Annotated in this window: 17 protein-coding genes and 1 pseudogene; 8 read left to right on the forward strand and 10 right to left on the reverse strand. The window is 42.4% G+C overall.

Going from position 1 to position 26327, the window contains the following annotated elements; all coding sequences use genetic code 11:
* The first annotated feature begins 23 nt into the window (after positions 1-23).
* Positions 24-1211, forward strand: coding sequence for a glycosyltransferase (locus GQR42_RS18615; protein WP_158201096.1), 1188 nt, complete (start codon positions 24-26; stop codon positions 1209-1211).
* A 346-nt stretch (positions 1212-1557) separates the two neighbouring features.
* Here GQR42_RS18615 and GQR42_RS18620 read toward each other — a convergent pair whose 3' ends face one another.
* Positions 1558-2439 (reverse strand): tetratricopeptide repeat protein, encoded by an 882-nt coding sequence (locus tag GQR42_RS18620; protein ID WP_158201097.1) that lies wholly within the window; start codon positions 2437-2439, stop codon positions 1558-1560.
* A 34-nt stretch (positions 2440-2473) separates the two neighbouring features.
* On the reverse strand, positions 2474-2620 hold the full coding sequence (locus GQR42_RS27905; protein ID WP_174236436.1) for a hypothetical protein: 147 nt from the start codon (positions 2618-2620) through the stop codon (positions 2474-2476).
* Here GQR42_RS27905 and GQR42_RS18625 point away from each other — a divergent pair.
* Positions 2562-4046, forward strand: coding sequence for an efflux RND transporter periplasmic adaptor subunit (locus GQR42_RS18625; protein ID WP_158201098.1), 1485 nt, complete (start codon positions 2562-2564; stop codon positions 4044-4046). The two genes, GQR42_RS27905 and GQR42_RS18625, sit on opposite strands and share 59 nt — an antisense overlap.
* Before the next feature lie 354 nt (positions 4047-4400).
* Positions 4401-5619: pseudogene (locus GQR42_RS18630) on the forward strand (ABC transporter permease).
* Positions 5620-5680: 61 nt separating this feature from the next.
* On the opposite strand, the gene GQR42_RS18635 reads toward GQR42_RS18630, so the two are convergent.
* Positions 5681-6112: an NUDIX domain-containing protein gene (locus GQR42_RS18635; protein ID WP_158201099.1), complete on the reverse strand. Its 432-nt coding sequence runs from the start codon at positions 6110-6112 to the stop codon at positions 5681-5683.
* Between the two features lie 107 nt (positions 6113-6219).
* On the opposite strand from GQR42_RS18635, the gene GQR42_RS18640 reads away from it, so the two are divergent.
* Positions 6220-7149, forward strand: a complete 930-nt coding sequence (locus tag GQR42_RS18640) for an NAD(P)H-dependent glycerol-3-phosphate dehydrogenase (RefSeq protein WP_158201100.1) — start codon at positions 6220-6222, stop codon at positions 7147-7149.
* A 120-nt stretch (positions 7150-7269) separates the two neighbouring features.
* Here GQR42_RS18640 and GQR42_RS18645 read toward each other — a convergent pair whose 3' ends face one another.
* The 3 genes from GQR42_RS18645 to sir form a co-directional block, all read right to left on the reverse strand.
* The gene (locus GQR42_RS18645; protein ID WP_158201101.1) at positions 7270-8346 is read right to left on the reverse strand and encodes an MAE_28990/MAE_18760 family HEPN-like nuclease; all 1077 of its coding nucleotides are present in this window, start codon (positions 8344-8346) and stop codon (positions 7270-7272) included.
* A 2-nt stretch (positions 8347-8348) separates the two neighbouring features.
* Positions 8349-9608: a DUF262 domain-containing protein gene (locus tag GQR42_RS18650; protein WP_158201102.1), complete on the reverse strand. Its 1260-nt coding sequence runs from the start codon at positions 9606-9608 to the stop codon at positions 8349-8351.
* 129 nt (positions 9609-9737) lie between these two features.
* Positions 9738-11675, reverse strand: coding sequence for a sulfite reductase, ferredoxin dependent (gene sir, locus GQR42_RS18655; protein WP_158201103.1), 1938 nt, complete (start codon positions 11673-11675; stop codon positions 9738-9740).
* A gap of 197 nt (positions 11676-11872) precedes the next feature.
* Here sir and GQR42_RS18660 point away from each other — a divergent pair, with 197 nt between their 5' ends.
* A complete protein-coding gene (locus GQR42_RS18660; protein WP_158201104.1) occupies positions 11873-14272 on the forward strand; it encodes an ATP-binding cassette domain-containing protein in 2400 nt (799 codons plus the stop codon).
* Positions 14273-14350: 78 nt separating this feature from the next.
* Here the strand turns inward: GQR42_RS18660 and msrA are convergent, their stop codons facing one another.
* Complete coding sequence (gene msrA / locus GQR42_RS18665; RefSeq protein WP_158201105.1) at positions 14351-15013, reverse strand: peptide-methionine (S)-S-oxide reductase MsrA; 663 nt, start codon at positions 15011-15013, stop codon at positions 14351-14353.
* A gap of 271 nt (positions 15014-15284) precedes the next feature.
* Here msrA and GQR42_RS18670 point away from each other — a divergent pair, with 271 nt between their 5' ends.
* The 3 genes from GQR42_RS18670 to GQR42_RS18680 all read left to right on the forward strand — a co-directional run bounded on the left by GQR42_RS18670 (position 15285) and on the right by GQR42_RS18680 (position 21217).
* Positions 15285-15455 carry a hypothetical protein gene (locus GQR42_RS18670; RefSeq protein ID WP_233271067.1) on the forward strand — a complete coding sequence of 57 codons (171 nt, stop codon included), beginning with the start codon at positions 15285-15287 and terminating at the stop codon, positions 15453-15455.
* A 350-nt stretch (positions 15456-15805) separates the two neighbouring features.
* Complete coding sequence (locus GQR42_RS18675) at positions 15806-18853, forward strand: Calx-beta domain-containing protein (protein WP_158201107.1); 3048 nt, start codon at positions 15806-15808, stop codon at positions 18851-18853.
* A gap of 381 nt (positions 18854-19234) precedes the next feature.
* Positions 19235-21217 carry an ATP-dependent nuclease gene (locus GQR42_RS18680; protein ID WP_158201108.1) on the forward strand — a complete coding sequence of 661 codons (1983 nt, stop codon included), beginning with the start codon at positions 19235-19237 and terminating at the stop codon, positions 21215-21217.
* A 130-nt stretch (positions 21218-21347) separates the two neighbouring features.
* Here GQR42_RS18680 and GQR42_RS18685 read toward each other — a convergent pair whose 3' ends face one another.
* From GQR42_RS18685 to sat, 3 genes are all read right to left on the reverse strand, one after another.
* Positions 21348-22994: a DUF6930 domain-containing protein gene (locus tag GQR42_RS18685; protein ID WP_158201109.1), complete on the reverse strand. Its 1647-nt coding sequence runs from the start codon at positions 22992-22994 to the stop codon at positions 21348-21350.
* A 75-nt stretch (positions 22995-23069) separates the two neighbouring features.
* Positions 23070-25145: a caspase family protein gene (locus GQR42_RS18690; RefSeq protein WP_158201110.1), complete on the reverse strand. Its 2076-nt coding sequence runs from the start codon at positions 25143-25145 to the stop codon at positions 23070-23072.
* Entirely contained in the window at positions 25142-26311 is a 1170-nt protein-coding gene (gene sat, locus GQR42_RS18695) for a sulfate adenylyltransferase (protein WP_158201111.1), read from the reverse strand. The genes GQR42_RS18690 and sat overlap by 4 nt, the downstream gene beginning before the upstream one ends.
* Positions 26312-26327: the final 16 nt, after the last annotated feature.

The following is a 26327-nucleotide window of genomic DNA, read 5'->3' on the forward strand; positions in this document are numbered from 1 at the left end:
CTCATCGAAATGCGGACTAGCTTATGACATTTTTATTATTATTAGTTACTTCCCTATCGCTGATAATTTGGTTATATTTAATCTTAGCTAGGGGTCAATTTTGGCTATCTAACCAAAAAATTAATCCTGTCACTTCTCCCTTAACAAATTATCCAAAAGTCTCGGCAATTATCCCCGCACGAAACGAAGCCGACGTTTTACCTATCAGTTTAACTTCCCTTTTTAACCAAGATTATCAAGGCGAATTTTCGATTATTTTAATTGATGATCAAAGTAGTGATAGTACGGGAAAAGTTGCTCAAAAAATTGCGGATAAATCTCATAAATCTGACCAGATAACTATTATTTCTGGACAACCTTTAGAGATAGGATGGACGGGTAAATTATGGGCAATGAAACAGGGAATAAAAGAGGCTACCGATAAATTCGCACCCGATTATTTTCTGTTTACCGATGCCGATATTGCCCACGCACCAAATAATTTAACCCAATTAGTTACTAAAGCAGTACAAGAAAAACAAGCTTTAGTTTCCCTGATGGTGTGGCTAAACTGTGACAGTTTTTGGGAAAAATTTCTCATTCCTGCCTTTGTTTTTTTCTTCGAGAAACTCTATCCTTTTGCCCTAGTTAATAACCCTAATTCCCCGATAGCTGCCGCTGCTGGAGGTTGCATTTTAATTCGCCGAGATATACTCGAAAAAATTGGCGGCATTGAGATTCTTAAACAAGCTTTAATTGATGATTGTTCCTTGGCGACCGCGGTTAAAAAATATCTGCAAAATCACCCTGAAAATACCGAGAAATCCATCTGGTTAGGATTAACAGAAACCACCTATAGTCTCCGTCCCTATCCCGATTTAGCCAGCATTTGGAATATGGTAGCCCGCACCGCCTTTACACAACTAAATTACTCAACACTTTGGTTAATCGGGACAATTTTCGGGATGTTTTTAACCTATTTAGCCGCCCCCTTGGGATTAATCTGGGGATTGGTATTAGCAGAAACATCAATTATTATAATTAGTGCCGTCACCTTATTACTAATGGCCCTCTCCTATAGCCCGACTTTAAGACTATATAAATTATCCCCTCTGCGGGCTTTAACTTTACCCCTAATTGCCCTCCTTTATAGTTTAATGACCGTCGATTCTGCCCTGCGTTATTGGCGCGGCCAAGGGGGAGGTTGGAAAGGGCGAGTTTATCCTAATTAGCTAGAGCAAGCCTCAAGAATTCCTAGCAAATTAACTAAGGGATTATCTTAAAAGTGAGGTACAAAATTTTCGTTTTGGCGAGTCGGTCGTCGATAGCAAATTAGGTTACACTTGATCTTTACGAGAAAAGCTATAGTAGATTGACAAAAATGAGATGTAGCGGATTACAGGCTGCATCTCATAAAAGAGGGCGAATGCAATTCGCCCCTACAATAATATTATTATTGCGCCAATAGTAGGGGCGCACCGCGTGCGCCCAAAATCTAATATAGATATTTCTCCAAAATTGAGATGCAGCTGCGATTACATCTCAGAAATAGAAAAAATCCGATAATTATAGATAAGCTTAATTTTCTTCCTCCGCTTCTGGGGTTGGTTTTGGTAAACGAGCGATAAAATCTTTCATTTTAGGATGATTAAACATTTTCTCCGTGTCTTGCAGAAGACGTTGACCCCAGAGATTTTCCCCTAAAAATTCTAGACTGACATAACGACTATCGCTAGTGAGAGCGGCCTGAGCTAATTTGATGCCCTCCTCAGTTTTTCCTTGACTATAAATAGCCACCGCAATAGCTAACTGAGGTTCTGGCTGTTTAGGATCGATTTTCAAAGCGGCCCGCCAATCTTTAAGAGCCGCTTCCTTGTCACCCTGTTCGTATTTAACTAAACCAATATTATTAATAGCGGGCCAAAAATTTTTATCTTGACTAACAGCTTTTTCGTAAGCTGCGATCGCATCTGGATATTGTGCTAACTTGAGATAGGAATTACCGAGATCAAAAAGAGCGGGGGAGATATCGGGTTTCATTTGCAAACCCGCTTCAATCTGGGCAATAGCAGACTGGTAATCTTGATTCTGAAAATAGGCACTACCGAGGGAAAATTTAATATTAGCGTGGGCATCGGCGGGAGCAAGGGCCAAAGATTGATTTAATGCCTCAATGCCGGGTTGCACCTGATCGTCTTGCAGATATAAACTACCGAGAATAAACCAAGTTTGATAGAGATGGGGGGCTAACTGCACCGCTAACTTAGCCCGTGCGAGGGCTGCATCGGTACGGCGAAAACGAGCTAATTGGATGGCATCTTCGGCCATTTCAATTCCCGCTTGTTCCATCTGTTCTAACTCCGGTTCGATGGCGTAGGGGAGTAGCGCTTGGGAAAAAGCCGGCGGGCTGCCAGCGACGAAAAAAATGAGCAAAGAAATGATTAATTGAAGTTTTGGCACAGTTTACCCCCGCAATAAGCCTTTTTAAATCAGTCTATCTCGCTTGGGAGTTGTTGGCGAAAGAAACAACAAAGGCAACTCTAGAGACGTTAGTATATAACCAATTAACTTTTGGCTGATCGATGGCAATAACCGTGTTGGGAAAATCAAATCGCCCCCTATTTTGGATATTCGGACTCATGGCTAGTGGTTTTCTGGCGGTGGGAGTGGTTTCTTATCGTTTGCTGCAAACACCTCCTCCTAGCCTAGAATTGGCGAAAATGACCGTTCCTGCTCAACGAGAAACCCTCGCTGTGGAAATTAAAGCTAGTGGTAGGGTGGAACCAATCCAAAGTGTCAACATTAGCCCGAAAAACCCTGGCCGATTAGTGCGATTATTGGTGGATCAGGGCATGATCGTTAAAAGGGGACAAACCCTCGCCGTCATGGATAATTTAGAGGTGTATGCCAGGGGAATGCAGTCAGAAGCGCGTCTGCGGGAAGCTCTAGCCAATCTGGAACAGGCTAAACGCAGTATTCCCGAAGATATCCGGCAATTACAAGCCCGATTTTATCAGGCCCAGGCCAGTTATAAGCAATTAGAAGCCCGTTTAGCTCAGGCCAAAGAAAGAATTCCCAAAGATTTAGACCAACTGCAAGCTCAGGTACAAGCAGCCCAATCCCGTTTTCGACTAGCAGAAAATCGGGTTAAACGCAATGAAAATTTAGTCCGGGAAGGAGCGATCGCTCAAGACCAATTTGATGCCGTCCTCAATGAATATCTCAATGCTAAAGCCAATTTAGACGAATCGATCCGCCGTTTGGAACAAGCAGATAAAACCGCTTCCCCAGAAGTGGCGGGAATTGAGCAGGAAATGATCCGAGCAGCAGCAGGGATCGCAGAAGCCAAATTTGCCCTCGAACAACGCCAAAAAACCCAAGAAACGGAGCTTGCTCGACTAGAATCAGCTGTAGCGGCTGCTAGGGCCGATTTAGAGCAAATCAAGATTCAATACCGCGATACAGTCATTACTGCTCCCTTTGATGGCATCGTCACCCAAAAATACGCCACCGAGGGTTCTTTTGTCACTCCCACCACTTCGGCCTCTAGTACCGCTTCCGCCACTTCCACCTCGATTATCGCCCTAGCATCGGGATTGGAAGTGATTGCTAAAGTGCCGGAAGTAGATGTGGGTTTATTACAGCGCGGCCAACCCGTGCGAATTGTCGCCGATGCTTTTCCTGAAGAAGTCTTTGAAGGTCGAGTTATTCTCGTGGCTCCCGAAGCAATTATCGAGGATAATGTCACTTCTTTTGAGGTCAGAATCGGTTTGGTGACGGGACGGGACAAACTCAAATCGAAAATGAATGTGGATGTAACTTTTGTCGGCCAGCAGTTAGATAATGCCCTGGTGGTGCCGACTGTCGCCATTGTCACCCGGGAAGGCAAGTCAGGGGTTTTAGTTCCCGATGCCGAAAATAAACCCAGTTTTAAACCCGTTTCGATCGGTTTGGTCTTAGACGATAAAACCCAAATTTTATCAGGTTTGGAAGCCGGAGAAAAGGTCTTTATCGATCTCCCCCAAGGGGCCGAAGATACCTCGAAAACTAAAATCAGTAATCAGTAAACAGTGACCAGTAATCAGTGAAAGATACTAAATTTATTGAAAATTGAAAACTTAAACCTAAGGCTTTTCGGTTTGTGTTATGCAATGGACGGGGGTTATAAGGGATGGAACCCTTATATAGAAAGGCATTTAGCGATTTTGTCAATTGTTTTTGCTCTAGAGCGAACTAATCAATTAAGTCTCTTGCCGGATAAGGATTTAGTCGATTTATGCCCCCCTATCGAACCATACCAAGTAACGAAGAACCAAACCTAATAACTTAAACCTAATAACTTAAAAATTAAACCTGATAACTGATAACTGATAACTGATAACTGATAACTGATAACTGATAACTGATAACTGATAACTGATATGTTGATCATCGAAAGTTTAAAAATGGCCGTCGCCACCCTAGGGGCCAATAAAGTGCGTAGCGGCCTGACCATGTTAGGGATTATCATCGGTAACGCTTCAGTAGTGGCCATGATCGGTATTGGCCAAGGGGCGCAAACCCTAGCCAATGACCAGTTTGCTAACTTGGGACCCAATACCATTTTTGTGGTGCCGGGGTCGCGACAAGCACGCAATACCACCGTTAATTTTCCGAAAACCTTAGTTTTAGCCGATGCTCTGGCGATCGCCGAACAGGTTCCCACAGTCGCTGAAGTCGCCCCGGAAATAAACGCTCGTTTCCTGATTTCCTATCGTAATCGCAACATGACGGCTCTAGTGACGGGAAGCACCCCAGAATACGCTTCTGTCCGCAATTTTACCCTAGAAAAAGGTCGTTTGATCAACAATATCGATCTAGTCCGCAACAAACGGGTAACGGTAATCGGCCGTGAAGTGGCAGCGCAACTTTTCCCTACCCAAAATCCCCTCGGTCAACAGCTGCGGATCAAAAATCTCAGTTTTGAGGTGATCGGGATTTTAGAGGCGAAAGGCTCCTTTTTTGGCAATAATCAGGATGAAATGCTGATTATTCCCCTTAGCACTATGAACTCGCAACTGGTGGGCAAAACCGGACCCTACGGTGTCGAGTTGAGTTGGATTAGTCTCACCGCGCGATTCGGGGGAGGAAATACGCGCCGCTAAGTTCCAAATCGAGAATCTCCTGCGTTTACGTCATAAAATCGTCGCTGAGGATGATTTTCGCGTCGAAACTGCTAAACAAATGATCGAAATCTTCGGCACGATTACCAAGGGTCTAACCCTACTTTTGGCTCTAATCGCTGGTATTTCCCTGATTGTCGGTGGTATCGGGGTGATGAATATTATGCTCGTTTCGGTTTCGGAAAGAACCGGGGAAATCGGACTAAGAAAAGCGATCGGAGCCAGAGAACAGGATATTCTCTTACAATTCCTGATTGAATCAACTCTCGTTTCCATCGCCGGCGGTGCGCTTGGTATTCTCGTCGGTGCAGGAGCGATCGTTCTCGTCTCCAGTTTCTCTCCCCTGGCTGCCACTGTTTCCGCCACCGCCGTCGCCCTGTCTTTGAGTGTTTCCACGGGTATTGGTCTCTTTTTTGGCGTTTTTCCCGCCTATCGTGCCTCTAAATTGGAGCCGATTGTCGCCCTCAGAAGTGTCTAATTTTTTAACTTCTTTTCGGAGATGTTTTTGCCAAGGATTGCTTTTATAGCTAAGTTAGGGTCTAATGTGTGGGACGGATTTTATAGTCCCGATAACGACGATAATCATTGAGAATGCGATCGTGATCAAAGCATAAAGGTTGGGGGAATTCCCAGAGATGAAAAATCCCGACTTTTTTGGCATCATCAGCAGCGATCGGTTTTCCTGTTGCCGTGGCGATAAAAACGATACTAATGGTGTGTTGACGTGGATCGCGGTTAGGATCGGAATAGACGTGAAATTGCTCGATTAACTGCACCTGCAAACTGATTTCCTCGTAAGCTTCCCGAATTGCCGCCGTTTCCACCGATTCACCGTAGTCCACGAATCCCCCCGGAATTGCCCAGCCAAAGGGCGGATTTTTTCTCTCAATTAGTACGATCGGACGGTGGGGCGAGTCGATCAGTTCGATGATAATATCAACAGTGGGGGCAGGATTGCGATAGGTTGTCATTTTTTTCAGTTATCAGTGTAGGGTGGGTTAGGCAACGGCAAGTTCTGCTATTGATTAATACTTGCCAATTTGCCGTAATCCACCAATGATAAGGAGGGGAATAAAAGTTGCTAGAAAATGCCAAGAAAATTACGGTTATAGGTGGGGGAATTTGGGGACAAACTCTCGCTAATTTGGCCAGACGTAATCAGTTAACTGTTAGGGTTTGGTCGCGTCATAGTGGGGAAGATTTAGGAGCTATTATAGCAGATACTGACGTAATTATTTCGGCAGTTTCGATTAAAGGAGTTGTTCCCACGATCGAAAAATTACAGCAATTACCATTAAATTCTCGCACCATTATCGTCACCGCTACTAAAGGATTAGACCCAATCACCACTCGTACACCTTTTCATCTGTGGAATCAAGCTTTTCCCGCTCATCCCCTTGTGGTTCTTTCCGGTCCCAATTTAGCTAAAGAAATTAATCAAGGTTTACCCGCTGCGACGGTGGTAGCAAGTTATCAGCAAAAAGCAGCAATATTGTTACAAAAATTATTATCTGGGGAATCTTTTCGGGTTTATCTGAATAGCGATCCCTTGGGGACTGAGTTAGGTGGCACTCTCAAAAATGTCATGGCGATCGCTTCTGGGGTTTGTGATGGTTTACAGTTAGGAACTAATGCCAAATCTGCCCTGTTAACTCGCGCTTTACCGGAAATAATTCGGGTGGGAACTTATCTAGGAGGTTGTCAAGAAACTTTCTTCGGTTTATCGGGTTTAGGGGATTTATTAGCCACCTGTAATAGTCCTTTATCCCGCAATTATCAAGTGGGTTATCAATTAGCTTTAGGTTTATCTTTGCCAGAAATTTTAGCGAAATTAGAGGGAACTGCCGAGGGAATAAATACCACAGAAGTTTTGATGAGAATTGCCCAAGAAAAAAATTTGTATGTACCGATTACCTGTCAAGTTGATCGTCTTTTGCGCGGGGAAATTTCTCCCCAAGTTGCCGTTTATGAATTAATGCGTCGGGATCTAAAAGCAGAATTTGATTAAGAGACAAGAGATTTTTCAGTAAACAGTAAAAAGTAATCCGTGAAGGGTTAGGGAGTGGGGAAATGATGCCAAATCTGGTTATACTTCATATTTATGAGAAACGCTCCATATTCATTTCAATCAGTCCGAAATAACTAAATAAACTTCTAATCCTTCTTGACCTTCTTTGTCAAATTTTAAGCCTATTTCAGAATCTTTTATCTCTCTTATTGAAATTCTTCGGCGAGGGGTATTTTTGCCATTTTTATTAATTTGAATACTTTCAATAATAGCATTTTGACATATTTTTTTCTTTTCACTGACTAAAAAAACTTTTTTACCGACTTCTAGTCTTTTATTGGATTCCTGTGGCTCATCTAATATTTTAACAGCGCAAACTTGTGGCTGTTGATACCACTTGACAACTTTACCGATCTTTTGAAGCTTTCCTATCTCGATCTTCCTATAAACAAAGTAATAAAGAACTAATTCACTTATAGCTTGACATATAGCTTCGACAAAATCACATAATTTTAGTAAATCATTGGCATTGAGAACGGTATCTACTTTACCATGAGCAGAATTATTACGAAGTTCGATAAAATTCTTTAATTCCTTTTCCACACTACGCTTATCATTATTGTCAATAAAAATCTTAACTTTTTTATGATTTTCTATCCACTGCCAAGAATCAGTTGCCGATATGCCAGCATTGGCTAAAAGTTTGGTTAATTGCTCTTTTCTAAGATTCGCTTCATGTAACAAAAAAGCAGCTGATGTGAGATTATATCTGCTTGTATTTTCGTATTCAGTATCAAATAAATTTTTGATAATGTCCCTCTCTGAAAGAGAATCGAAGCGATTTCTTTTATATTCATTACCCAGTAATGTAGCACAACCTGTCTTATGCTGATTTCTTACAGATTCGGGTAAATCTTGATAGCAGCTATATAATTGAGGCAGCAAAATAATCCAATCTCCCACTAGATTTTCGACAAAATTTTCGTAAAGAGCATATAACCTTGTGATAGATGAACAATGATCGTTAACTAGCCACTTGTCTCCTAAAGGAGCATTTGCTTGAATATATTTTAAATCTTCTGTGTTGAGTTGTGAAGAATTATCCGCAATAATTTCTCTAAGTTTTTCACTGATATTAATTATTGATCGAATGGTGTTTATATCATCATTTAGGTTATTTAAAAGTCCTTCAAACATTCTCAAATACTCTGCTTAAGAACTCGTTGAATCAGAGAATTAAAAATTTGAATACGAGCTTTAAAATCATCTTTAGTGCTTCCTTCTCCAGTGAAAAGTCCTTTTTTAAATGTTTTACCTTCATGAGTAATTCCCCAGGAATCTTGAGTACATAAGTTGATAGTTTCCTCAATTATCGCTGATTTTTTAGTAATTAATTCTTGACGATAAGATAAATGGTTACTGAAACTGATCATCACTGCATCATAGTAAACTTTATAAGCTCGCGATTTATACTTTTTGGCTTTACTATCGAAAGGCTTAAATAATTGATCCTGATAAATGCTAGATACTAACTCTATAGTCTGGTTAAATATTTGCTTGAAATCTTTGATGTTTTCGTCGGAAAAATCAAGACTTTTTTTCATCATATAATTATCCAAATATTTAGATAAGTTACCTGTATATTTGTCAATATCCCTTAGGGCAAAAAAACGGAGGATTAATTCTACATCTTCCATATTTTTATAAAATCCATTTTTTTTAAGTTCTTCTTGATTATCAATAGGAATATCCCAAGCTTTAGCAAAAATAGGATTCTCGGAAAGCTTGAATAAAAGTTCATTGAATTTCCCAGAGTAAATACAGTTTCTTATTTCTTGGCGACTCAAAGATACACCTCCTGTATTGAGGCGTTCAAAAACCAGTTGTTTTAAAGATAAAGCCTCCTCTGCATCCGATAGAGACTCGGTAATAACAACTATAGTTGAAATGGCGCGCCGATTGATACCATCTTTGATTTTTGCAGGAAGACTTTCGTAGTTTCTTCCTTCTAATTCAGGCCAGATCTCTAACCCTGTTAATTTTAATTTGTTGTTATAAAAATTCTGAATTGCTGTAATTCGTTGTTGACCATCCATTACTTCATAGGAGTTATAGGAAGCTTCGTAGAGAATCAGGGGAGGCACAGGAATATTCATCAAAAAAGATTCAATCAGTCTTGATTGTTTTTGTTCGTCCCAGCGATCTCGTCTCTGATAGAAAGGACGCGTTTCCATATAGTTAGGTTTCTTTAAAGACTCAGCAAAACTAGGCAATTTTTCTCGATTCATTTCTAATAATATTCTTCGTTCACCTTGTTCATATTTTTCATTAATTTCATTATCTGATAATTTTTTAACATCCTTTCGGGAACGTTTTTGCCAAGGATTTGTTTTAGTTCGTGAGATTGTCATAATTTCCCACCAGAGGGGTACAAATTGATATGACCGGACTTCCCTCATTCATTTTTAAGCATAGACTGAGGATATATACGAGAATTAAGAGTTATTGGTAATCTTCCCCGATAACTCTCAAAAGTTAATTCTCTTAAATTGGTAACTGGTCACTGATAACTGGTAACTGGTAACTGATTAGGATTTTTGGCTGAAATAGGCCTCTAGCGCCTCATTGATGATTTGATTCATCGGCCGTTTTTCCGTTTCCGAAGCTTCCTTGAGACGGACAAACATATCATCGGGGACGCTGACACGGTTTTGATTTTTACGCACGCGTTTGGGTTTTGATTCAGTGGTAGTAGTTTCGGTCATTTTAGGTGTGTAGGTGGCTGAAAATGCTTGTAAAGCAGGGAAATTGACTCGGTGACAGAATTCTCCGAAGGTCTCGTTATTTTGTTGATCCTGTTGGAAGTAAACGAAAATCGGTTCTAAGACCTTTTCTAGATCATCGATCGCCATTTTATCCAAATAGGGACGCGCTAGTCGAGTTTGATCGGCCGTTCCCCCTAACCAGAGTTGGTAGGAATTGGGAGCGCTACCCACAAATCCTAATTCTGCCATATAGGGACGCGCGCAGCCATTGGGACATCCTGTCATGCGGATGACAAATTCCTCTTTGGATAATCCTACGCGATTAAGCAGAGTGCGAATGCGTTCAATCACGCTGGGTAAAATTCTTTCTGACTCGGTAATCGCTAATCCACAGGTGGGCCAAGCGGGACAGGCCATGGAATAACGGGTTAAAGGGTCAATTTCGGCGGGATTGGTGATAATTCCCTGTTCTTTCAGGATCGCCTCGATCGCCTCCTGATCCTTGGGTTCAATTTCGTAGAGAATGATATTATGGTTAGCCGTCAAGCGCATCGGCAGCTGAAAACGCTCGATAATCACTTTTAAGGCGGTTTTTAGCTGAAAACTGCCCTCATTTTTGACCCGGCCATTTTCTACATGAAGACCATAAAATAATTTTCCGTCTCCCTGTTCATTCCATCCCAAAAAGTCTTGATATTTCCAATCGGGGAGGGGTTGGTAGGGGGCGATTTTTTGGCCGAAATAACCCTCAACAGTGCTGCGGAATTTTTCTACTCCCCATTCTTCGAGGATATATTTCATTCTCGCATGACGACGATCGCCGCGATCTCCGTAATCCCTTTGGGTTGCCACGATCGCTTTTACCAGATCGTACACCTCTTCTTTGTCCACATAACCGATCGCATCGGCCATTCTGGGGAAAGTTTCCTCCTTATTGTGGGTTCTTCCCAGTCCACCCCCCGCAAGGATGTTAAAACCCTGTAATTCCCCGTTTGCGTCGGTAATCACCACCAAACCGAGGTCATTGGTGTAGATATCGATGGAGTTGTCTCCCGGCACAGTGACACCGATCTTGAACTTACGGGGCATATAATGTTGACCGTAGATCGGTTCGATCGGATCGTTTTTGTTAATGCCATTTGTATCTTTTTGTCTCGAGGCCTTGACTTCTGGCGCTTCTTCTGCACTGATAACTTTTTCGCCATCGAGCCAAATTTCGTAGTAGGCTCCAGTTTGGGGAGTGAGCAAATCGGCGATATTATTGGCATATTCCCAAGCATAGCCGTATTCGGGGCGATTTTTGTAGGGGGCTGGCGGTGCGGTGACATTGCGGTTAACATCACCACAGGCCGCTAAAGTGGATCCCATACTGCGGATAATTTCCCCGAGGGTTGCTTTGAGATTTTTCTTTAAAATGCCGTGTAATTGGAAGCCTTGGCGGGTTGTCACCCGTAAAGTGCCGTTACCGTAGCGATCGGACAAACTATCGAGGGTAAGATATAGTTGCGCGGGAATAAAACCCCCCGGACTGCGGGTACGCAACATCATTTGATAGTCTTTTTCTTGACCTTTGGCTCTATTGTCGCGATTATCCTGTTGATAGGAACCGTGAAATTTGAGAATCTGTACCGCCGCATCGGTAAAATGGGTTGTATCTTCGAGGAGTTCACTGGCCAAAGGTTCTCGTAGATAATTACTGCGTTCTTTGATACCTTCGACTTTAGAAACCTTGGCGGTAGGAGAAATAGGAGTTGTAACCATCGTCTAACAGCACGATAACGGCGTGGATAGGTCTTAGGAATAGGAATTTAGACAAGCTCGATCGATCCTAAGAAGTTTTACTAAGATGATCTCTAGAGTTCGTTCCAGACTCTGAGGTTAACAGTAGCGATCGAGACATTAATTCTATCTTAACTTCTTACCGTCCCCCGCGAACGCCATCTACCGATCGAGTTTTTATGACCAATTCTCCCAACATTAAAACGGTTATTAGTCAAGAACCCTACATTATTCTTAACAATCAGGGAGAAATTCTCCCTTCTATTAATCTGAGTCGTCCTAATTATAAATTGGGACGGGATGGTCAACAGGTGGATTTAGTTGTTCCCCAACACTGGACGGTGGTGAGTCGAGTCCAAGCTTGTTTTCGTCGTCAGGGAGATGATTACTATATCTACGATGGAGACGGGACTAATCCTAGTTCCAATCAACTTTTTATCAACAATCGCGTAATTACTCCCAAAGAGGGCTATCTTTTACAAAATGGAGATGAGATTAATATCGGTCAAGATGTCAAAAATTGGGTCAAGATTACCTATTATCATCCTAACCAACCGGTAAAAAGCCCACCTTTAGCTTTTAAATCGGTTTCCCTAAGCAATCGCAGTGTAGTTTTAGGACGAGATAATGCTGCGACTGTGGTTTTAGACGCTCCGACAATTTCCCGACAACACGCGATTATCGACAGCGATAACCAAAATCGTTATATTCTCCACGACAAAAGCACCAATGGAGTCTTTATCGACGGACAAAAAGTATCGGGTAGTGCCATTTTAACTAATGGTTGTACGGTGAGAATCGGCCCCTATAGTTTTCGGTTGCAGGGAGATGACTTAGTTTTATTAGATACGGGGGATAATATCCGTCTGGATGCAGAAGATATCGTCAGGATGGTGCGGGATAAAAAGAAACAACCTTTGATAATTCTCAATCATATCTCCCTACCGATCGAACCGAGTCAATTAGTGGCGATTGTCGGGGGAAGTGGTGCGGGAAAATCGACTTTATTAAAGACTTTATTAGGAATTGAACCTACCACCTCGGGAACTGTTTATCTGAATGGGGAAGAGCTGCGCCAGAATTTTAATATCTATCGCACCCAAATCGGTTATGTTCCCCAATACGATATCGTCCACAGGGATTTAACCGTGGGAGAAGTGTTATATTATGCTTCTAAATTAAGGCTACCTCCCGATCTTAATTGCCAAGAATTGATCGAGAAAACCCTGCAGCAGGTGGAATTATCAGAAAGAAGAAATACTTTAGTCAGAGACTTAAGCGGTGGTCAATTAAAAAGGGTGAGTATTGCGGTAGAATTATTAGCCAATCCCAAATTATTCTTTTTAGATGAACCCACCTCGGGATTAGACCCCGGTTTAGATAAAAAGATGATGGAATTGCTGGCAAAATTGGCCAAAGAAGGCAGAACAATTCTCCTAGTCACCCATGCTACTAATAATATCAATCTCTGCGATCGATTAGTTTTTCTTGGTCAAGGGGGCAATTTATGTTATTTTGGTTCTCCGGGGGAGGCCTTAAATTTTTTCTCTTTACCTCAGGGGGATTTTGCCGATATTTATATTCATCTGGAAACTAGGGAAAAAGTTGAGCAAGAATGCCAACGTTTCCAAAAATCCGACTACTACAAAAATAATATTGAAGCAAGAATCGGTAAAATATTTCAGCAAAATAATAGTAGGCCGCAACAGGTTCAACAATCTTTTTGGCAACAACTACATATTTTATGTCAACGCTATAGCCAGTTAATTATCCGCGATCAAGTTAGTTTAATTTTATACCTATTAACCGCCCCGATCGGAATTTTCTTAATGGCCATGGTTTTAGGGGACGAAAATCCTTTATTTTTGGGAGATAATCCTAGTTTTGAGCAGGCTATCCAATCCGCACCTTTAGCCTTAAAAACTCTCTTTGTTTTTACCTGCGCGCAATTGTGGGTAGGTTTTGCCTGTTCCCTACAGGAAATTGTTAAAGAATCAGCAATTTATCAGCGAGAAAGATTAGTTAATCTGGGATTATTACCCTATTTACTGTCAAAAATTCTGGTTTTAGCAGCCTTAGCTTTTCTGCAAACAATTGTAATTACCTGCGTGATATTTTGGGGATTTACTGACCCGCAACCGGAATTAATGACCTGGTTAATTGGCTGTTTTATTACCACATTTTTAACTATATTTACGGCAATTAATCTCGGTTTATTAATTTCTGCTGGGGTTAGTAATATCACCCAAGCAAATAGCGCCTTACCTTTAATTTTAATTCCTCAGATTATCTTTGCTGGGGTATTATTTAACTTAGAAGGTCTAGGAAAATATCTATCATGGTTGATGATTAGTCGCTGGTCGATTGCTGCCTACGGGGTATTAGTAGAGGTGGAAGACATGATTGCAGAAGCGAAAGAACAAAATACTTTTAATTTCCCTTTACCCTTTGAGGATGTCAATCAAGTTTATCAATTATCTATCAATAATTTGTTATTGAATTGGGGAGTATTAATTCTTCATTCCCTTATTTATTTTCTCCTTACCTATTGGTTGCAAAAAAGAAAAGATATTTTATGATCTGAATTATGAATGATAACTGATAACTGATAACTGATAACTAATAACTGATAACTGATAACTGATAACTAACCCTACTTAATTTAACTTCAGATCAAGAGCGATCGGACATTCCACTTTCGTTCCCCCTAAACCGCAGTAACCGCCGGGGTTTTTCGCTAAATACTGCTGATGATAAACTTCAGCATAATAAAATTCAGGTGCGTCGATAATTTCCGTGGTAATTTGACTATGGCCCGCTTTATTGAGAGCTTCTTGATAGATCGATCGAGATTTTTCCGCTAATTGCCTTTGCTGGGGATTATAAGTATAGATACCCGATCGATACTGAGTTCCCGTATCATTACCCTGACGCATTCCTTGGGTGGGATTATGATTTTCCCAAAAGACTTTTAGAAGTTGTTCGTAGGAAATCACCCTGGGATCATAGACCACTAAGACCACTTCATTATGCCCAGTCATGCCGGTACACACTTCCTGATAGGTGGGATTGGGGGTGATACCAGCCGCATAACCTACGGCCGTGGTGTAAACTCCTTCTAACTGCCAAAATTTCCGCTCTGCTCCCCAAAAACAGCCTAAACCAAACATTGCGGTTTCCATGCTGGTGGGAAAGGGGGGCTGCAAAGGATGACCGTTAACGTAGTGGGTGCTAGGTACGGGCATTTTTTCCGATCGCCCGGGTAGTGCTTCCCTTACTGTGGGCAAAGTTAATTTTTTTCCGAATCCGAATAACACCATAATAAAAATTTGTCCAGAAAGTTTTACCTTACTTTACATTATCGCTTAATTTTAGGGATTTCAGTGATCGGTGATCAGAACTGAGGTTGCAGCTCAATTTTTGTCAATCTACTGAGTTGGGATTTTTAAAGGGAAACTCTCTGCTAAAACTGGGCGTTATTTCCGATTTTATCACTCAATCCCAACCCCAGAGCGTATTAGTTTTTCGGTGGGATGCTTACAGGCAGTTGTTCATACACTTGTACCAGTTGAGGCGTTGCTGAATCAAGGTATGAATGCAAACTTTGCATCAGATGCAAAAGTTAGTTTGGCTCTAGGTTTTAAAAATACCAGAAAAGAAGATTCAGATCTCAAATCAGCAACGCCCAAATTGTTTTGGATGTCAGGCTATCATCAGATGAAATTAGTGATGGGTGTAGATGCTAAAACTGGTTCTAAGTAGGGAGGCACAATTATTTGTAGGATGGGTTAGCGCACTTCGTAACCCATGCGGGCGTTGGGTTTCATGCTTCAACCCAACATTCATTTTATATTTAATTCCACCCACCCACTTATATTAATCGTATATTTGATTTTACAGCTTAGGCAAATTCCTCAAATAATGGGGATACTTTACTTAATAAACTGCGCTATGTTAACTTAATTTGATCCCAAGAGGGAAATTTAATCTCTCTAAACGAACGCCTGTTCCCGTCAGCTTGTATGTAAAGTTTTATGTACGGATTCAACATTTCTGCTACAGCTAATTCAGTATTTTTGCTTATTGATTTGGCGCAGGCGAATGATTAAGCTATGGTGTATGAAGCGTTCAAAACTTTTACCACTATGCCTCTTACACCATTGAATTTGTTGTGGTCTCAAAACCTATTAATGGTTCAAGACAATAAAGATAACTTTCTCTATGAAAATGCAAAAACTGCATTTTCACCACTCTGGTCTCCTAACTTCAGATCTCGCTTTAAAGATATACTTTTCTCAGCTACTTGGACGACCAATACACCTTACACACCGATCGCAGGCAATTCACCTGGTGGCGTTAACTCCGTTGCCCCATATACTGCTTCCGTAAACGATACCGTTATTAGAACTCTTGATTCCACAGAAAAAGGGTTACTTATACACACATCACAAAATGGCTCCGGCTCAGTGAACCCAAATCTCTGGGAACCAACAGATATAGCCAATACCAGTCCATTTCCTCCTTCACCTAGCTTAAACCCTAGTGCATTGACCTTTGCAAATACGCTAGGAAATGCAAGTTTTGGCAACCTATCTCTAAGCTATTTTCTGGCAGAAGATACATTCCGGGGCATATCGGTAAACCTGGGCAGGATGTCTCGCCGTCCCAGTTCATCTGCTAAAGTTACCTTGGTCTGGACGGGAACACCTAGCACTACTGATACAGACGCTAACTTGGATCTTTTTTTACAAGGAACGACTACAGGTATTATTTACACTCCGTTTAATGTCGGTGTTGGTAACAGCTTTGTAGGAACAGACAACACTATTGGTGGCGCTGGCGTGGATTTGATCAATGGTGCTGGTGCTTTTGAATACATTGAACAAATTTATCTTCCAGCATTCTTTTCTCCACTAGATACCAGTTTTAATGTTTTTGTTAATGGTACACTCGGCTCTGTTCCGGTTTCTACAGGTCAAGATTTCTCGATCTTTTTTACCTCCCGCCCGGTAGTTGGTCAAGGCCACGGTTGGGGTGATGTGCATCTTTATACCTTTGATGGCAAACCCTATGATTTGCAAGCAGTTGGAACGTTCATTTATGTCGAGTCTCTAACTGATGATTTTCAAGTGCAAACCGTTCAAAAACCCTGGTATACAGGTGCCCAAGTTTCTGTTAATACAGCGTTTGCGATCAGACTAGACGGCCAAACTTTTGTTTATGATTCAGAGCTTGCCATTGGTCAAGAATTAACAGTTAATGGAGTAACATATAATCTAGGCAGTGGCAGCAGCGCATTCTTTGGTAATAACACGAAAATCCAGCGTTCAGGGAATCAGTACACCTTCACCTATGCCGGACTAGACGGTAATTTCTCCACAGCCGAGGACAACGATGTCGTGATCGCCGCGGACAATGGGAGCTACGTTGATGTTTTTGTCAATCCATCTGATGATCGCGCTGGCTCACTACAAGGGCTTTTAGGGAATGGCGATGGTGATAGCAGCAATGATTTTGCTCTGCGTGATGGCACAGACTTAGGTCCTAATCCCTCTGTTCAAACAATACATACAAAGTTTGCCGACAGTTGGCGAGTTGGCAAGGGCGAATCTCTGTTTCAAACAACCACATTTTTGACTACATTGACCAAGTCCACAACTGTATCACCTATAGATGATGTTATAGACCCTACACCCGATCCCGAGCCTATACCTTTTCCCAAGGAGTTTATTTCCTTAGAAACTTTAGCGAAACAAGATGCCAACGCAGTCGCAGACGCTTTCAAAACAGCACGAGAATTTGGTATTGCGGAAGGTGCTTTTTTAAATGGGGCGGCTTTTGATTTTCTGGTGACGGGGGATAAAACCTTCTTGTTAGGAGCAAAGCAGGCAGCGAACTTGGCACTGCAAAGTGAATTTCAAAATGGAGACACAGCAACTCCACTTGGAAGCATCGAAGGCAGTAAATGGGAAGATTTAAATGCCAATGGCATCTGGGAGGCAGGTGAAAAAGCCCTAGCCGGTTGGACAATTTACATTGATAGTGTTGCCAATGGAACACTTGATCCTTGGGAACTTTCCACAGTTACTGACGCTAACGGCACATACAGCTTTACCAACTTGGGACCGGGAGAATATGCCATCCGAGAAGTGAATCAAACAGGCTGGCTCCAAACCTCCCCTAGCACCCCCTATGCCCTAAACTTGAAAGCAGGGGAAAAATTGACTGATGTTAATTTTGGCAACTATCAATTACCCACGATTAATCTTAGTCCCAATAATCAGACTATTGTTGAAGGTTTAACCAGTCCTCAAAACGTCGCCTACACCGTTACTCTTTCCAGTGTCAGCACAGTACCCGTCAGCGTTAACTATGCCACTTCTAACGCTACAGCAACCGCGGGATCGGATTACACGGCCACCATTGGAACTCTAACCTTTGCCCCTGGTGTTACTACTCAAGTCCTCAACATTCCCATTCTCAATGATTCCCTTAATGAAGCAGATGAGACCTTTACTTTAACTCTGTCTTCTCCTACTAATGCTGCTCTTGGTACGCAGACGGCAGCTACCACGACGATAACCGATACTCTCACGGCCGCTGTCACCACGACTTTAGCGGCAAATGTGGAAAATTTGACCCTGACAGGAACAGCCGCCATTAACGGTACGGGTAATGCGGGCAATAACGTGATCACGGGCAACACGGCCAATAACCTTCTCAACGGTTCTGGGGGCAATGATACCCTTAATGGTGGCTTGGGTGTGGATTCTCTCACTGGTGGTGCTGGAAACGATTTCTTCTGGCTCGACAACGTAGCGAACCGTGATCTGATCACCGACTTCTCTGTACCCGCTGACACGATCATTCTGGCGAACAGTCTTGACAGCACTTTGACCGGCTTCATTAATCCGGGGATCAAGGGTCTGAGCTTTATTAGTGGTAACGTGAACGGAAGTGTCCTTAGCGCTGGCCAGTTCTTCAAGGGAGCGGGGTTGACTGGGGGAGCATTGGAAAACCTCTCCGGCATCTACGTCAACACTAGCAACGGCGACATCTGGTATAACGATTCTACCGTCCTCGGTAGTTACCTAATTGCCAATGTTGTGGCTAGTGCCGCAGCTGGCATGACTAATGCTGACTTCGTTTACGGGGTGTAAGTCTTAGCTAGGCATCACAGGAAAACTATGCCATATCCCCCGCCTTTAGCGGGGGGGTTTTTATCGGCATCCTCTTCGCTTTTTCAATCGAATTAATACGTTTTCTCCCAAGTATTGTTTCGCTCAAACCAACCTACGAGGCTGCTCCCTAATTAGATTTAATTGGGCTAACCTACTTCCAAATTGTGTTAGCATCAGAGATAAGTATAAAACCGCCGAACGATTAAAGCGGGACTATTGGCTCTATAGGGTGTTTAACTGTGGGATGATGTCGGAAGTTTATGTCATTCGAGATGCGGTTACGCTAGGACGGCAAGCTGTTACAAGCATTGAACATTATCAGCTTGGACTAGAGGCAATTCTACGGCAGGATGAACGGGAATGAAGATCAGCAAAATTCAGATTAAAAATTTTAAGTCTTTTCAAGATGTTACCGTAGATCTAGATCCTGATTTTAATGTCTTTACTGGGGTTAATAATTCAGGAAAAACCAATTTGCTAGAGGCGATCGCTCTTTGGCATGAGTGCTTTAACTTCTTGTTATACCAAGCAATCCGTGCTAAACCTGAACGTTATCGAGCGGGGGATTATGTTTTTAAAGATACTCAGTATTTACTTTACACAGATATAAAAACGGTTCGTAGTTCTAATATTGATGACTTATTTTATCAGTGCGATAAAAGTCAAAAAATTGAATTAATTTTTATCTTTCAAGATATATCTTCTGAGCAAAGAGCAAACCCATTATTAAAGATTGGTTTTTCAATTACAAATTCCCATGGCAACAGCTACAAGCTAGAATTTTTAAATCGTCAAGATTTTGATTTTTTTCAGTTTAACCAAATATTTCATAATTTCCCTAAAGCAATTGCCTGTTCTTTCGCTTCTCCTGTTGCTACGATTAGAGCGGATGAGAGGTTTTTGACTACTCCACAAGTGCTAGAAGCAATTCAAAAACGAGAATCGGTTGAAGTCATTCGTAATCGTCTATACACTCTTCATAGTGATCAAGCAGCTCCTCAATTGTATGAGACATTTAAGCGCGATTTGTCGTATATTCTCTTTGATAGCTCTAGTACACAAATCAGCTTTTTTACTTCCAGTGATTTTCGGGATGATGTCAAAGTTATTATTAATTACAAAATTGATAATCGTGATATAGAAAAAGATATTTCTTTACTGGGAAGTGGCACAATACAGATTATTGTAATTTTATTAAATTTATATTCTTTTGGGCAAAGAAATGATCTCAATTTGATTCTTTTTGATGAGCCTGATAGTCATATTCATCGTGACATACAGATTCGGCTAATCAATACACTGCTTAGATTCTCTGAGACAACACAAATTTTTTTAACAACTCATAATGAAAGTTTAATTCGACAGGTTTCTTTACATCAATTATTTCATCTGGAAAATAGACCTCAATATAATTATAATGCTTTATCTCGACAAGAACTTTTAGTAGAGCCACGCTTTAAAGGAATTTATCCCTCTGCGCTAAATCCTATTATTAGTTCTTTAGGGAATAGCAATGGTTTAGATTTTATTAATGCAGTTGAAGCGGATAAAATCATTTTTGTCGAAGGTCAGGATGATGCAAAAGCAATTTATACGTTATTACAAAAGAATACTATTGGTATAAATACAAAAAAATATTCTTTCTGGGTGATGGGTGGAGTCTCTCAAATTTTTAAGGATTTACCTAGTTATAAAAAGATCTTTCAGTTAATTAGAAATCAGCAGAATTTATGGCAAAAATCTGTGTTAATTTTTGATAGAGATTTCTTAAATGACGACCATAAAAATCTAATTCTAAGTAATTTAGATAATCGGTTTGGTTTGCCAACGTATATCCCACGTGCATATACGTTTGAATCTATTTTATTGACAGATTTTGATAAATTGGGTAGATTACTTTTTCTGTGGTTAAATCGCCAGCAAAATTCGATTTCAGTGGATGCCGTTCGTCTTGCCCAAGGTCTTCAACAAGCCTATCTGAACTATATGAATCCCAAATTACAGCAATTACTCAATGATGATGAGGCATTTGAAAAAATCATTTATCAATGTCGCTCTGTTCGGGATAAGCTCAAAAGTGATGATATGTTGGGTACAAATGATAGGTCAATTCCAGAAAATGATGTTCAATTATCAACTGCTTATCGCAACTATTTCAATCAAATTTTGAATACACGGGATTTTTACAAGTATGCCAAAAAAGATGACGTTCAAGCAATTATCAATCAGGTGATCAGCCCTCATAATATAGCGTTTAATATTGAGCAGGATTTTATTGCTTTATTAGAATGCGTTGATCGCTCAACTTGGTTTGAGGAGTGGGATTTTTTAACGAGATTGTAGAATTTTAACCATGATGAAAACTGCCCGCAAGAGTTTAGAGAAGATGCGGCCAAAATTATTACTGAATTTGCCAAGCAAACTGATTACTGATTACTGATTACTGAAAACAAGCCGCCGCTGCCCGTTCAAATTAACCGAAGTGAGGCATAAGAGTCAAAACTCCCAAGTCTAAATCTTTACTATCGATCGATTTTGCCTCATAGAGGGCTAACATATCGTTTAATTGGGGATTACCGCAGGAGGAACCAGTTACGCCCATGGCAATAATCAAACCACAATAACCCTCGGTATTTTTGATGCGTTTTTGCCAATTGCGGCGCGCATTACGGTGGTCGGGATCATCTTGCTCGAATTCCCCAAATAGATAGAGATCACCGTTAGCCATTTTCAGAATCCCGAGATCATAACGGGTATCTTCTAAGGGATCTTCGCCGGGGTTAAAACCAATAGCCGCCAAACCGCCAGCTTGTTCGATTTTTTCGATAATTTCCTTGGCTTTCGGTCGGGAGGTCTGGATCATGACCACGGGGAAACCCTCCCCTTTTGTTGGTACGGATTGGGGTTGATAATGGATTTTCCGACGATTGCGAATTTTATCTAATAATTGCCAGGGAACCATTCCCAGACTGAGATGTGCATTATCAGGAACTAGATCCTCCTTGAGTACGGATTCTTCCTCATCATCCTCATCATCCTCATCGTCGTCGTCCTCCTCTAAGAGTTGCATAAATTCCGCACATAGATCGGGCATCGTGGCCACTGTCACGGCCACGGTTTCTCCTTTTGCCTGTTCGGGATCGAGGGGAATGCGAAAACGACGCTGTAATTCTCCGATCGGTTCTTCGGATAAAGCGGATTGATTGCCTTTAAAAAAGCGCAATAGAGCTATTAAAGCCAAATATACCGTGATTGCTTCTTCTTCATCCAAGTAGGGGCGAATACCTTCGTAGGGATGCACGCTGCCGAAAACTGGATGGATTTGGGAGGGGGCAGCCGAGGCTAGATCGTAGTCATCCTCATCATCTTCCTCATCATCATCGGCCAATTCGTAGCTTAAAAACCAGCAATCTTGGGAAAGAAAGGCTTTTTCTAATCTTTCCATCGATTTTTCTTCTAAAGCGGCCTGCCGGAATTGTTTGAGGGATTCTAGGGAACGATAGAGAATGACTCCGTATTCCCGACCGAGCATTCCCATGACACAGGCGTAAAGATGCGAGAAATCGGGGCGATCGAGCTTAATTTCCAAAATATCGTAATCAGCTAAACAGGACCAGGGTTCAGCTTTCCAAATTTCGTGAGCGGTCTTCACTAAAGCGGACTGCCAAGCGGGAGGAATTGCTGGGGGACGGTTATTTTGGAATTCGTCGAACCCACGAAAGAGATCATCGATCAGGGGCAAACTGGGGACATAATCGATGGTGATATCGAGATCTTGCAGTACCCCGCGCAGAAAAAACTGTGTTTCTCGATCGCGGACGATAATTTTTTTCGGTCTCGCTGGCCGGGCGGGATTTTGGGGTGTTTCGATGGCGCGGATTAAGGTTCTCACCATGGCCTCGGGCCCGGTTTCAGGGGAAACTACTTCCATAGCGCGTACACAGCCCTCGCTACCATCCACCCAGATCACGCACTCGCCGCCGCTTTCTTGATTTGGTTCTAAGGTGGCCCGGGGCATTCTCTCGGATAAGGATAAAGCACGACGATCTCCTTCCCAAACACTGGGAATTTGTGGGATTTTTTTGAGGCGGCTTTGGGTGGTCCGGGGCAGAAGATTCATCGGGAAATTTAGGGGTAGCTGTTTTAGGATTTTAACCTTTTCTTTTCAAGGATTCCATAAGAATTTTCTATCGATTTAGTCCATAACCTGATAGATAAACCGGAAACCTGACCAAGTTCCCAGATCAAAGGCGTATTCATCAATGACACTGCCAGAATTATCCATTTTTAAGCCTAAATCTAATTTTAGATCGCGACCGAATGCTCTGGCTATTTCTAGGGGGTTAGTCAGGGTGAGCAGTTGGGTGGCTTCTCCCTTGAGGCTTTGAGTGGCATTGAGAAGGGTCAAGGTGTTCGGGAAAGGATGGCGACTGAGGATCAGTATATTTTCTGTTATGCCCTTGGGTTGACTAATTTTCCAATGCCCTTGGCGGTCATTGGGGATGGTGGCCTTGGTTTTGGCCGCCACGACAAAGGGGGCTAATTGGCTAGAATTGCTGAAATTATCGGGGTTTTCTGAACGGGAACAGTATAAAAGCGGTTGGCGGTCGCTGTTGAGGACAAGGATCAGTGCGTAGAGGGGTTGTTCTTCTTGATTCTCGATTTGATAGCGAATTTCCGTCCCGACGGGCAGAATTAAGTCATTTTTAGGGATACTAGCCCCCCTGCTACCCGCGATTTTTTGGGTTTGTACCGTCGAGATATAGGTTTGATCGAGGCTTTCCAGGGTGACAATGACAGCTAAACCGGAGGATTCTTGATTGATCAACAAGTGCCACAATTTGCAGGCCAGCAGGGTTTCTAGTTGCGATTGCAGTCGTTTGATTCCTGATTTAATTGCTTCGTTGGCCGCCCCTAAACTACCGATAATTAGGGAGCCATTGGCAGATAATAACTGATAATTGCCAGTTTCTTCGCTACCAACTCGACTTAAGAGACAATCTACCGTTTGTTCGCCAATGTTAACCACGGCGGCCACATCGGGCAAACTGGCAAAGGTACTGGTGGCATCTACCCGTTCAATCCGGGTTAAATTACTATCCAAACCGACGATTAAACCGATTTGACTGGGAAAAACCCGCAATTTTTCCTGTAGAATCTGTCCTATTTCTAGGGAGGCGGTTGCCGATAATAATTGCGCTTTGGCTTTTAAACCCTGACGGGAGAGAATTTGTAGGCTGATTTCCTCCCCGGTCGCCTCAATAAAGCTTAAACAGGAGTTAATTCCGTAATTTTCCAGGATTTCTAAGGGCAGACCGACCAGATTGACTTCTAGGGTGCGCTCATCAATAAGATTTGTAACAATTGCTGCGCCACCCCTTGACGTTTCTGACGTTGTATGATATGTCGGCGCAGAATTATTTTTTTGATTACTGGTTAGGATTGCCGGCTGCTGTTGTTGACTGCTGTGACTAGCGACGAGATTGCGGAGACGGGGAAAAGCGATCGCGATTGTCGAACTAGGGACAGCTTGCCAGAGATACTGAGTGAGATCATAGGTAAATAAGCCGGCATTGGGGCTATTACCGCTCAATTCCAGGGCGATTTGCTCTGGTTGAGCGGCAGAGAAAACAACACCGTTATTGGGCTTATTTTTGAGGTTAAAACGGGTTTTGATATCTGCTGCGAAAGTTAACTCGGTGGGATTAAGATTAGCAACAGAGCTAGGATAGGAACGAATTTTGAGATTACCGAGATAGGGCCGATTTTGGGGGAGATGACTACTATCAAAAATCAAGCTAAACTTATCCGTAGCTAGACAGCGAGCCAAAAGCAAAATATTTTCCTTAATTAGAGCATTTTCCGTCCCATTACTAGGAATAAAAACCTCTTTTCCTTCTCCAACACTGCCATAACCGCTAAAGTGAAAAATTACCACATCACCCGGTTTAGCTTGGGCGATCAGGTGTTCTAAAAAAGCCAATTCGATCGCTTCTCGACTGGCTTTTTGTCCCGTTAAAGTCACTATATCAGCATCCCGAAAGCCAAAACGATAACGGAGAAGGTCTTTTTGTAACTCCACATCGGTAAGACAACCGGGCAGCGGCGGAATATTCGCCCCATACTGGTCAATACCGACTAAAAGAGCCAATTTTCGGGGATTAGGGGCGGCGAGAGCAGCCAAATGACGGTTAACTGTCCCTTGACTAATCGCCAAAGTCAGCAACCCCCAACCTGTCTGCTGGAGCAATTCTCGCCTAGTTATGTTCATGACTCTCGCATGGCCCGGATTAATTCGGCAGCCACTTCTGGACGGGAGAATTCCGGAGGTGGTAATTCTCCTTTGCGCAGCAGTTCCCGGACTTTCGTTCCCGAAAGGTGTATTCTTTCTTCCGGTAAACTGGGGCTAGTTTTGGTGGTTGCCATTCCCGAAGTGCGGGTGCAGTAGAAAGCGTGTTCAAACTTCATCGGCACGATTCCCAATTCCCCCGGCTCGAACTCATCAAAGATATACTGAGCATCGTAGGTTCCGTAGTAGTCTCCGACTCCGGCATGGTCACGACCGACGATAAAATGGGTACAACCGTAGTTTTTACGGATAATAGCGTGGAAAATTGCTTCCCGGGGGCCGGCGTAACGCATAGCTGAGGGGTTGATAGCCAGAATAACGCGATCTTGGGGAAAGTATTTATCCATCATGATCTCATAGCAACGCATCCGCACATCCGCCGGCACATCATCGCTTTTGGTAGCGCCGACAAGAGGATGCAAGAATAAACCATCTACCACTTCTAGGGCGCATTTTTGAATGTATTCGTGGGCCCGGTGGATGGGATTACGGGTTTGGAAACCGACAATCGTTTTCCAAGCTTTTTCGTGGAACATTTGGCGCGATTGCAGAGGATCGATCTGATATTTGGGAAACTGAGGATGAGGATCGCGCTGAAGTAACCATATTGGACCTGCGAGGTTAATTTCTCCCTGTTCGTAGAGGACTTTTACCCCGGGATGTTTCTGGTCGTCGGTACGATAGACGTTAACTGCTTCGTGGGCCTTATTGTAACGGTATTTTTGGGTTAGCTCTAGGACTCCGACAAAGTTGCCTGCGCTGTCATCTAAACGAATCCAGTTGCCTTCTTTGAGGGGATCCGCCACTTCTTCGCTAACGGAAAGAGTCACGGGAATTGCCCAGGGTAAACCATTGATTAGACGCATATCATCGACGACTTTTTCGTAGTCGTCCTGTTCCATAAAGCCTTTGAGGGGACTGAAACCACCAATAGCAATCATAACTAAATCCGAGAGCGCTCGTTCATCTAAGGAAACTCGCGGGAGTTTTGCAGCTAGGGCAAGAAATTCGGCTTTTTCGGCAGCGGTAGCAATACGATTAATTAATTGCCCACCGTGGGGCGCGATTCCTTCGGTCAGTACAGTCATAAAAATTTCTTTACAT

It is taken from the genome of Microcystis aeruginosa FD4, assembly GCF_009792235.1.
Taxonomy (GTDB): Bacteria; Cyanobacteriota; Cyanobacteriia; order Cyanobacteriales; family Microcystaceae; genus Microcystis; species Microcystis viridis.

What these genes read in the sequence shown, in the direction of transcription:
- GQR42_RS18615 (WP_158201096.1), top strand. Translation starts at nt 24, where the DNA reads ATGACATTTTTATTATTATTAGTTACTTCCCTATCGCTGATAATTTGG.
- GQR42_RS18625 (WP_158201098.1), top strand. Translation starts at nt 2,562, where the DNA reads ATGGCAATAACCGTGTTGGGAAAATCAAATCGCCCCCTATTTTGGATA.
- GQR42_RS27905 (WP_174236436.1), bottom strand. Translation starts at nt 2,620, where the DNA reads ATGAGTCCGAATATCCAAAATAGGGGGCGATTTGATTTTCCCAACACG.
- GQR42_RS18635 (WP_158201099.1), bottom strand. Translation starts at nt 6,112, where the DNA reads ATGACAACCTATCGCAATCCTGCCCCCACTGTTGATATTATCATCGAA.
- GQR42_RS18645 (WP_158201101.1), bottom strand. Translation starts at nt 8,346, where the DNA reads ATGTTTGAAGGACTTTTAAATAACCTAAATGATGATATAAACACCATT.
- GQR42_RS18650 (WP_158201102.1), bottom strand. Translation starts at nt 9,608, where the DNA reads ATGAGGGAAGTCCGGTCATATCAATTTGTACCCCTCTGGTGGGAAATT.
- sir (WP_158201103.1), bottom strand. Translation starts at nt 11,675, where the DNA reads ATGGTTACAACTCCTATTTCTCCTACCGCCAAGGTTTCTAAAGTCGAA.
- GQR42_RS18660 (WP_158201104.1), top strand. Translation starts at nt 11,873, where the DNA reads ATGACCAATTCTCCCAACATTAAAACGGTTATTAGTCAAGAACCCTAC.
- msrA (WP_158201105.1), bottom strand. Translation starts at nt 15,013, where the DNA reads ATGGTGTTATTCGGATTCGGAAAAAAATTAACTTTGCCCACAGTAAGG.
- GQR42_RS18670 (WP_233271067.1), top strand. Translation starts at nt 15,285, where the DNA reads ATGAATGCAAACTTTGCATCAGATGCAAAAGTTAGTTTGGCTCTAGGT.
- GQR42_RS18675 (WP_158201107.1), top strand. Translation starts at nt 15,806, where the DNA reads ATGGTGTATGAAGCGTTCAAAACTTTTACCACTATGCCTCTTACACCA.
- GQR42_RS18680 (WP_158201108.1), top strand. Translation starts at nt 19,235, where the DNA reads ATGAAGATCAGCAAAATTCAGATTAAAAATTTTAAGTCTTTTCAAGAT.
- GQR42_RS18685 (WP_158201109.1), bottom strand. Translation starts at nt 22,994, where the DNA reads ATGAATCTTCTGCCCCGGACCACCCAAAGCCGCCTCAAAAAAATCCCA.
- GQR42_RS18690 (WP_158201110.1), bottom strand. Translation starts at nt 25,145, where the DNA reads ATGAACATAACTAGGCGAGAATTGCTCCAGCAGACAGGTTGGGGGTTG.
- sat (WP_158201111.1), bottom strand. Translation starts at nt 26,311, where the DNA reads ATGACTGTACTGACCGAAGGAATCGCGCCCCACGGTGGGCAATTAATT.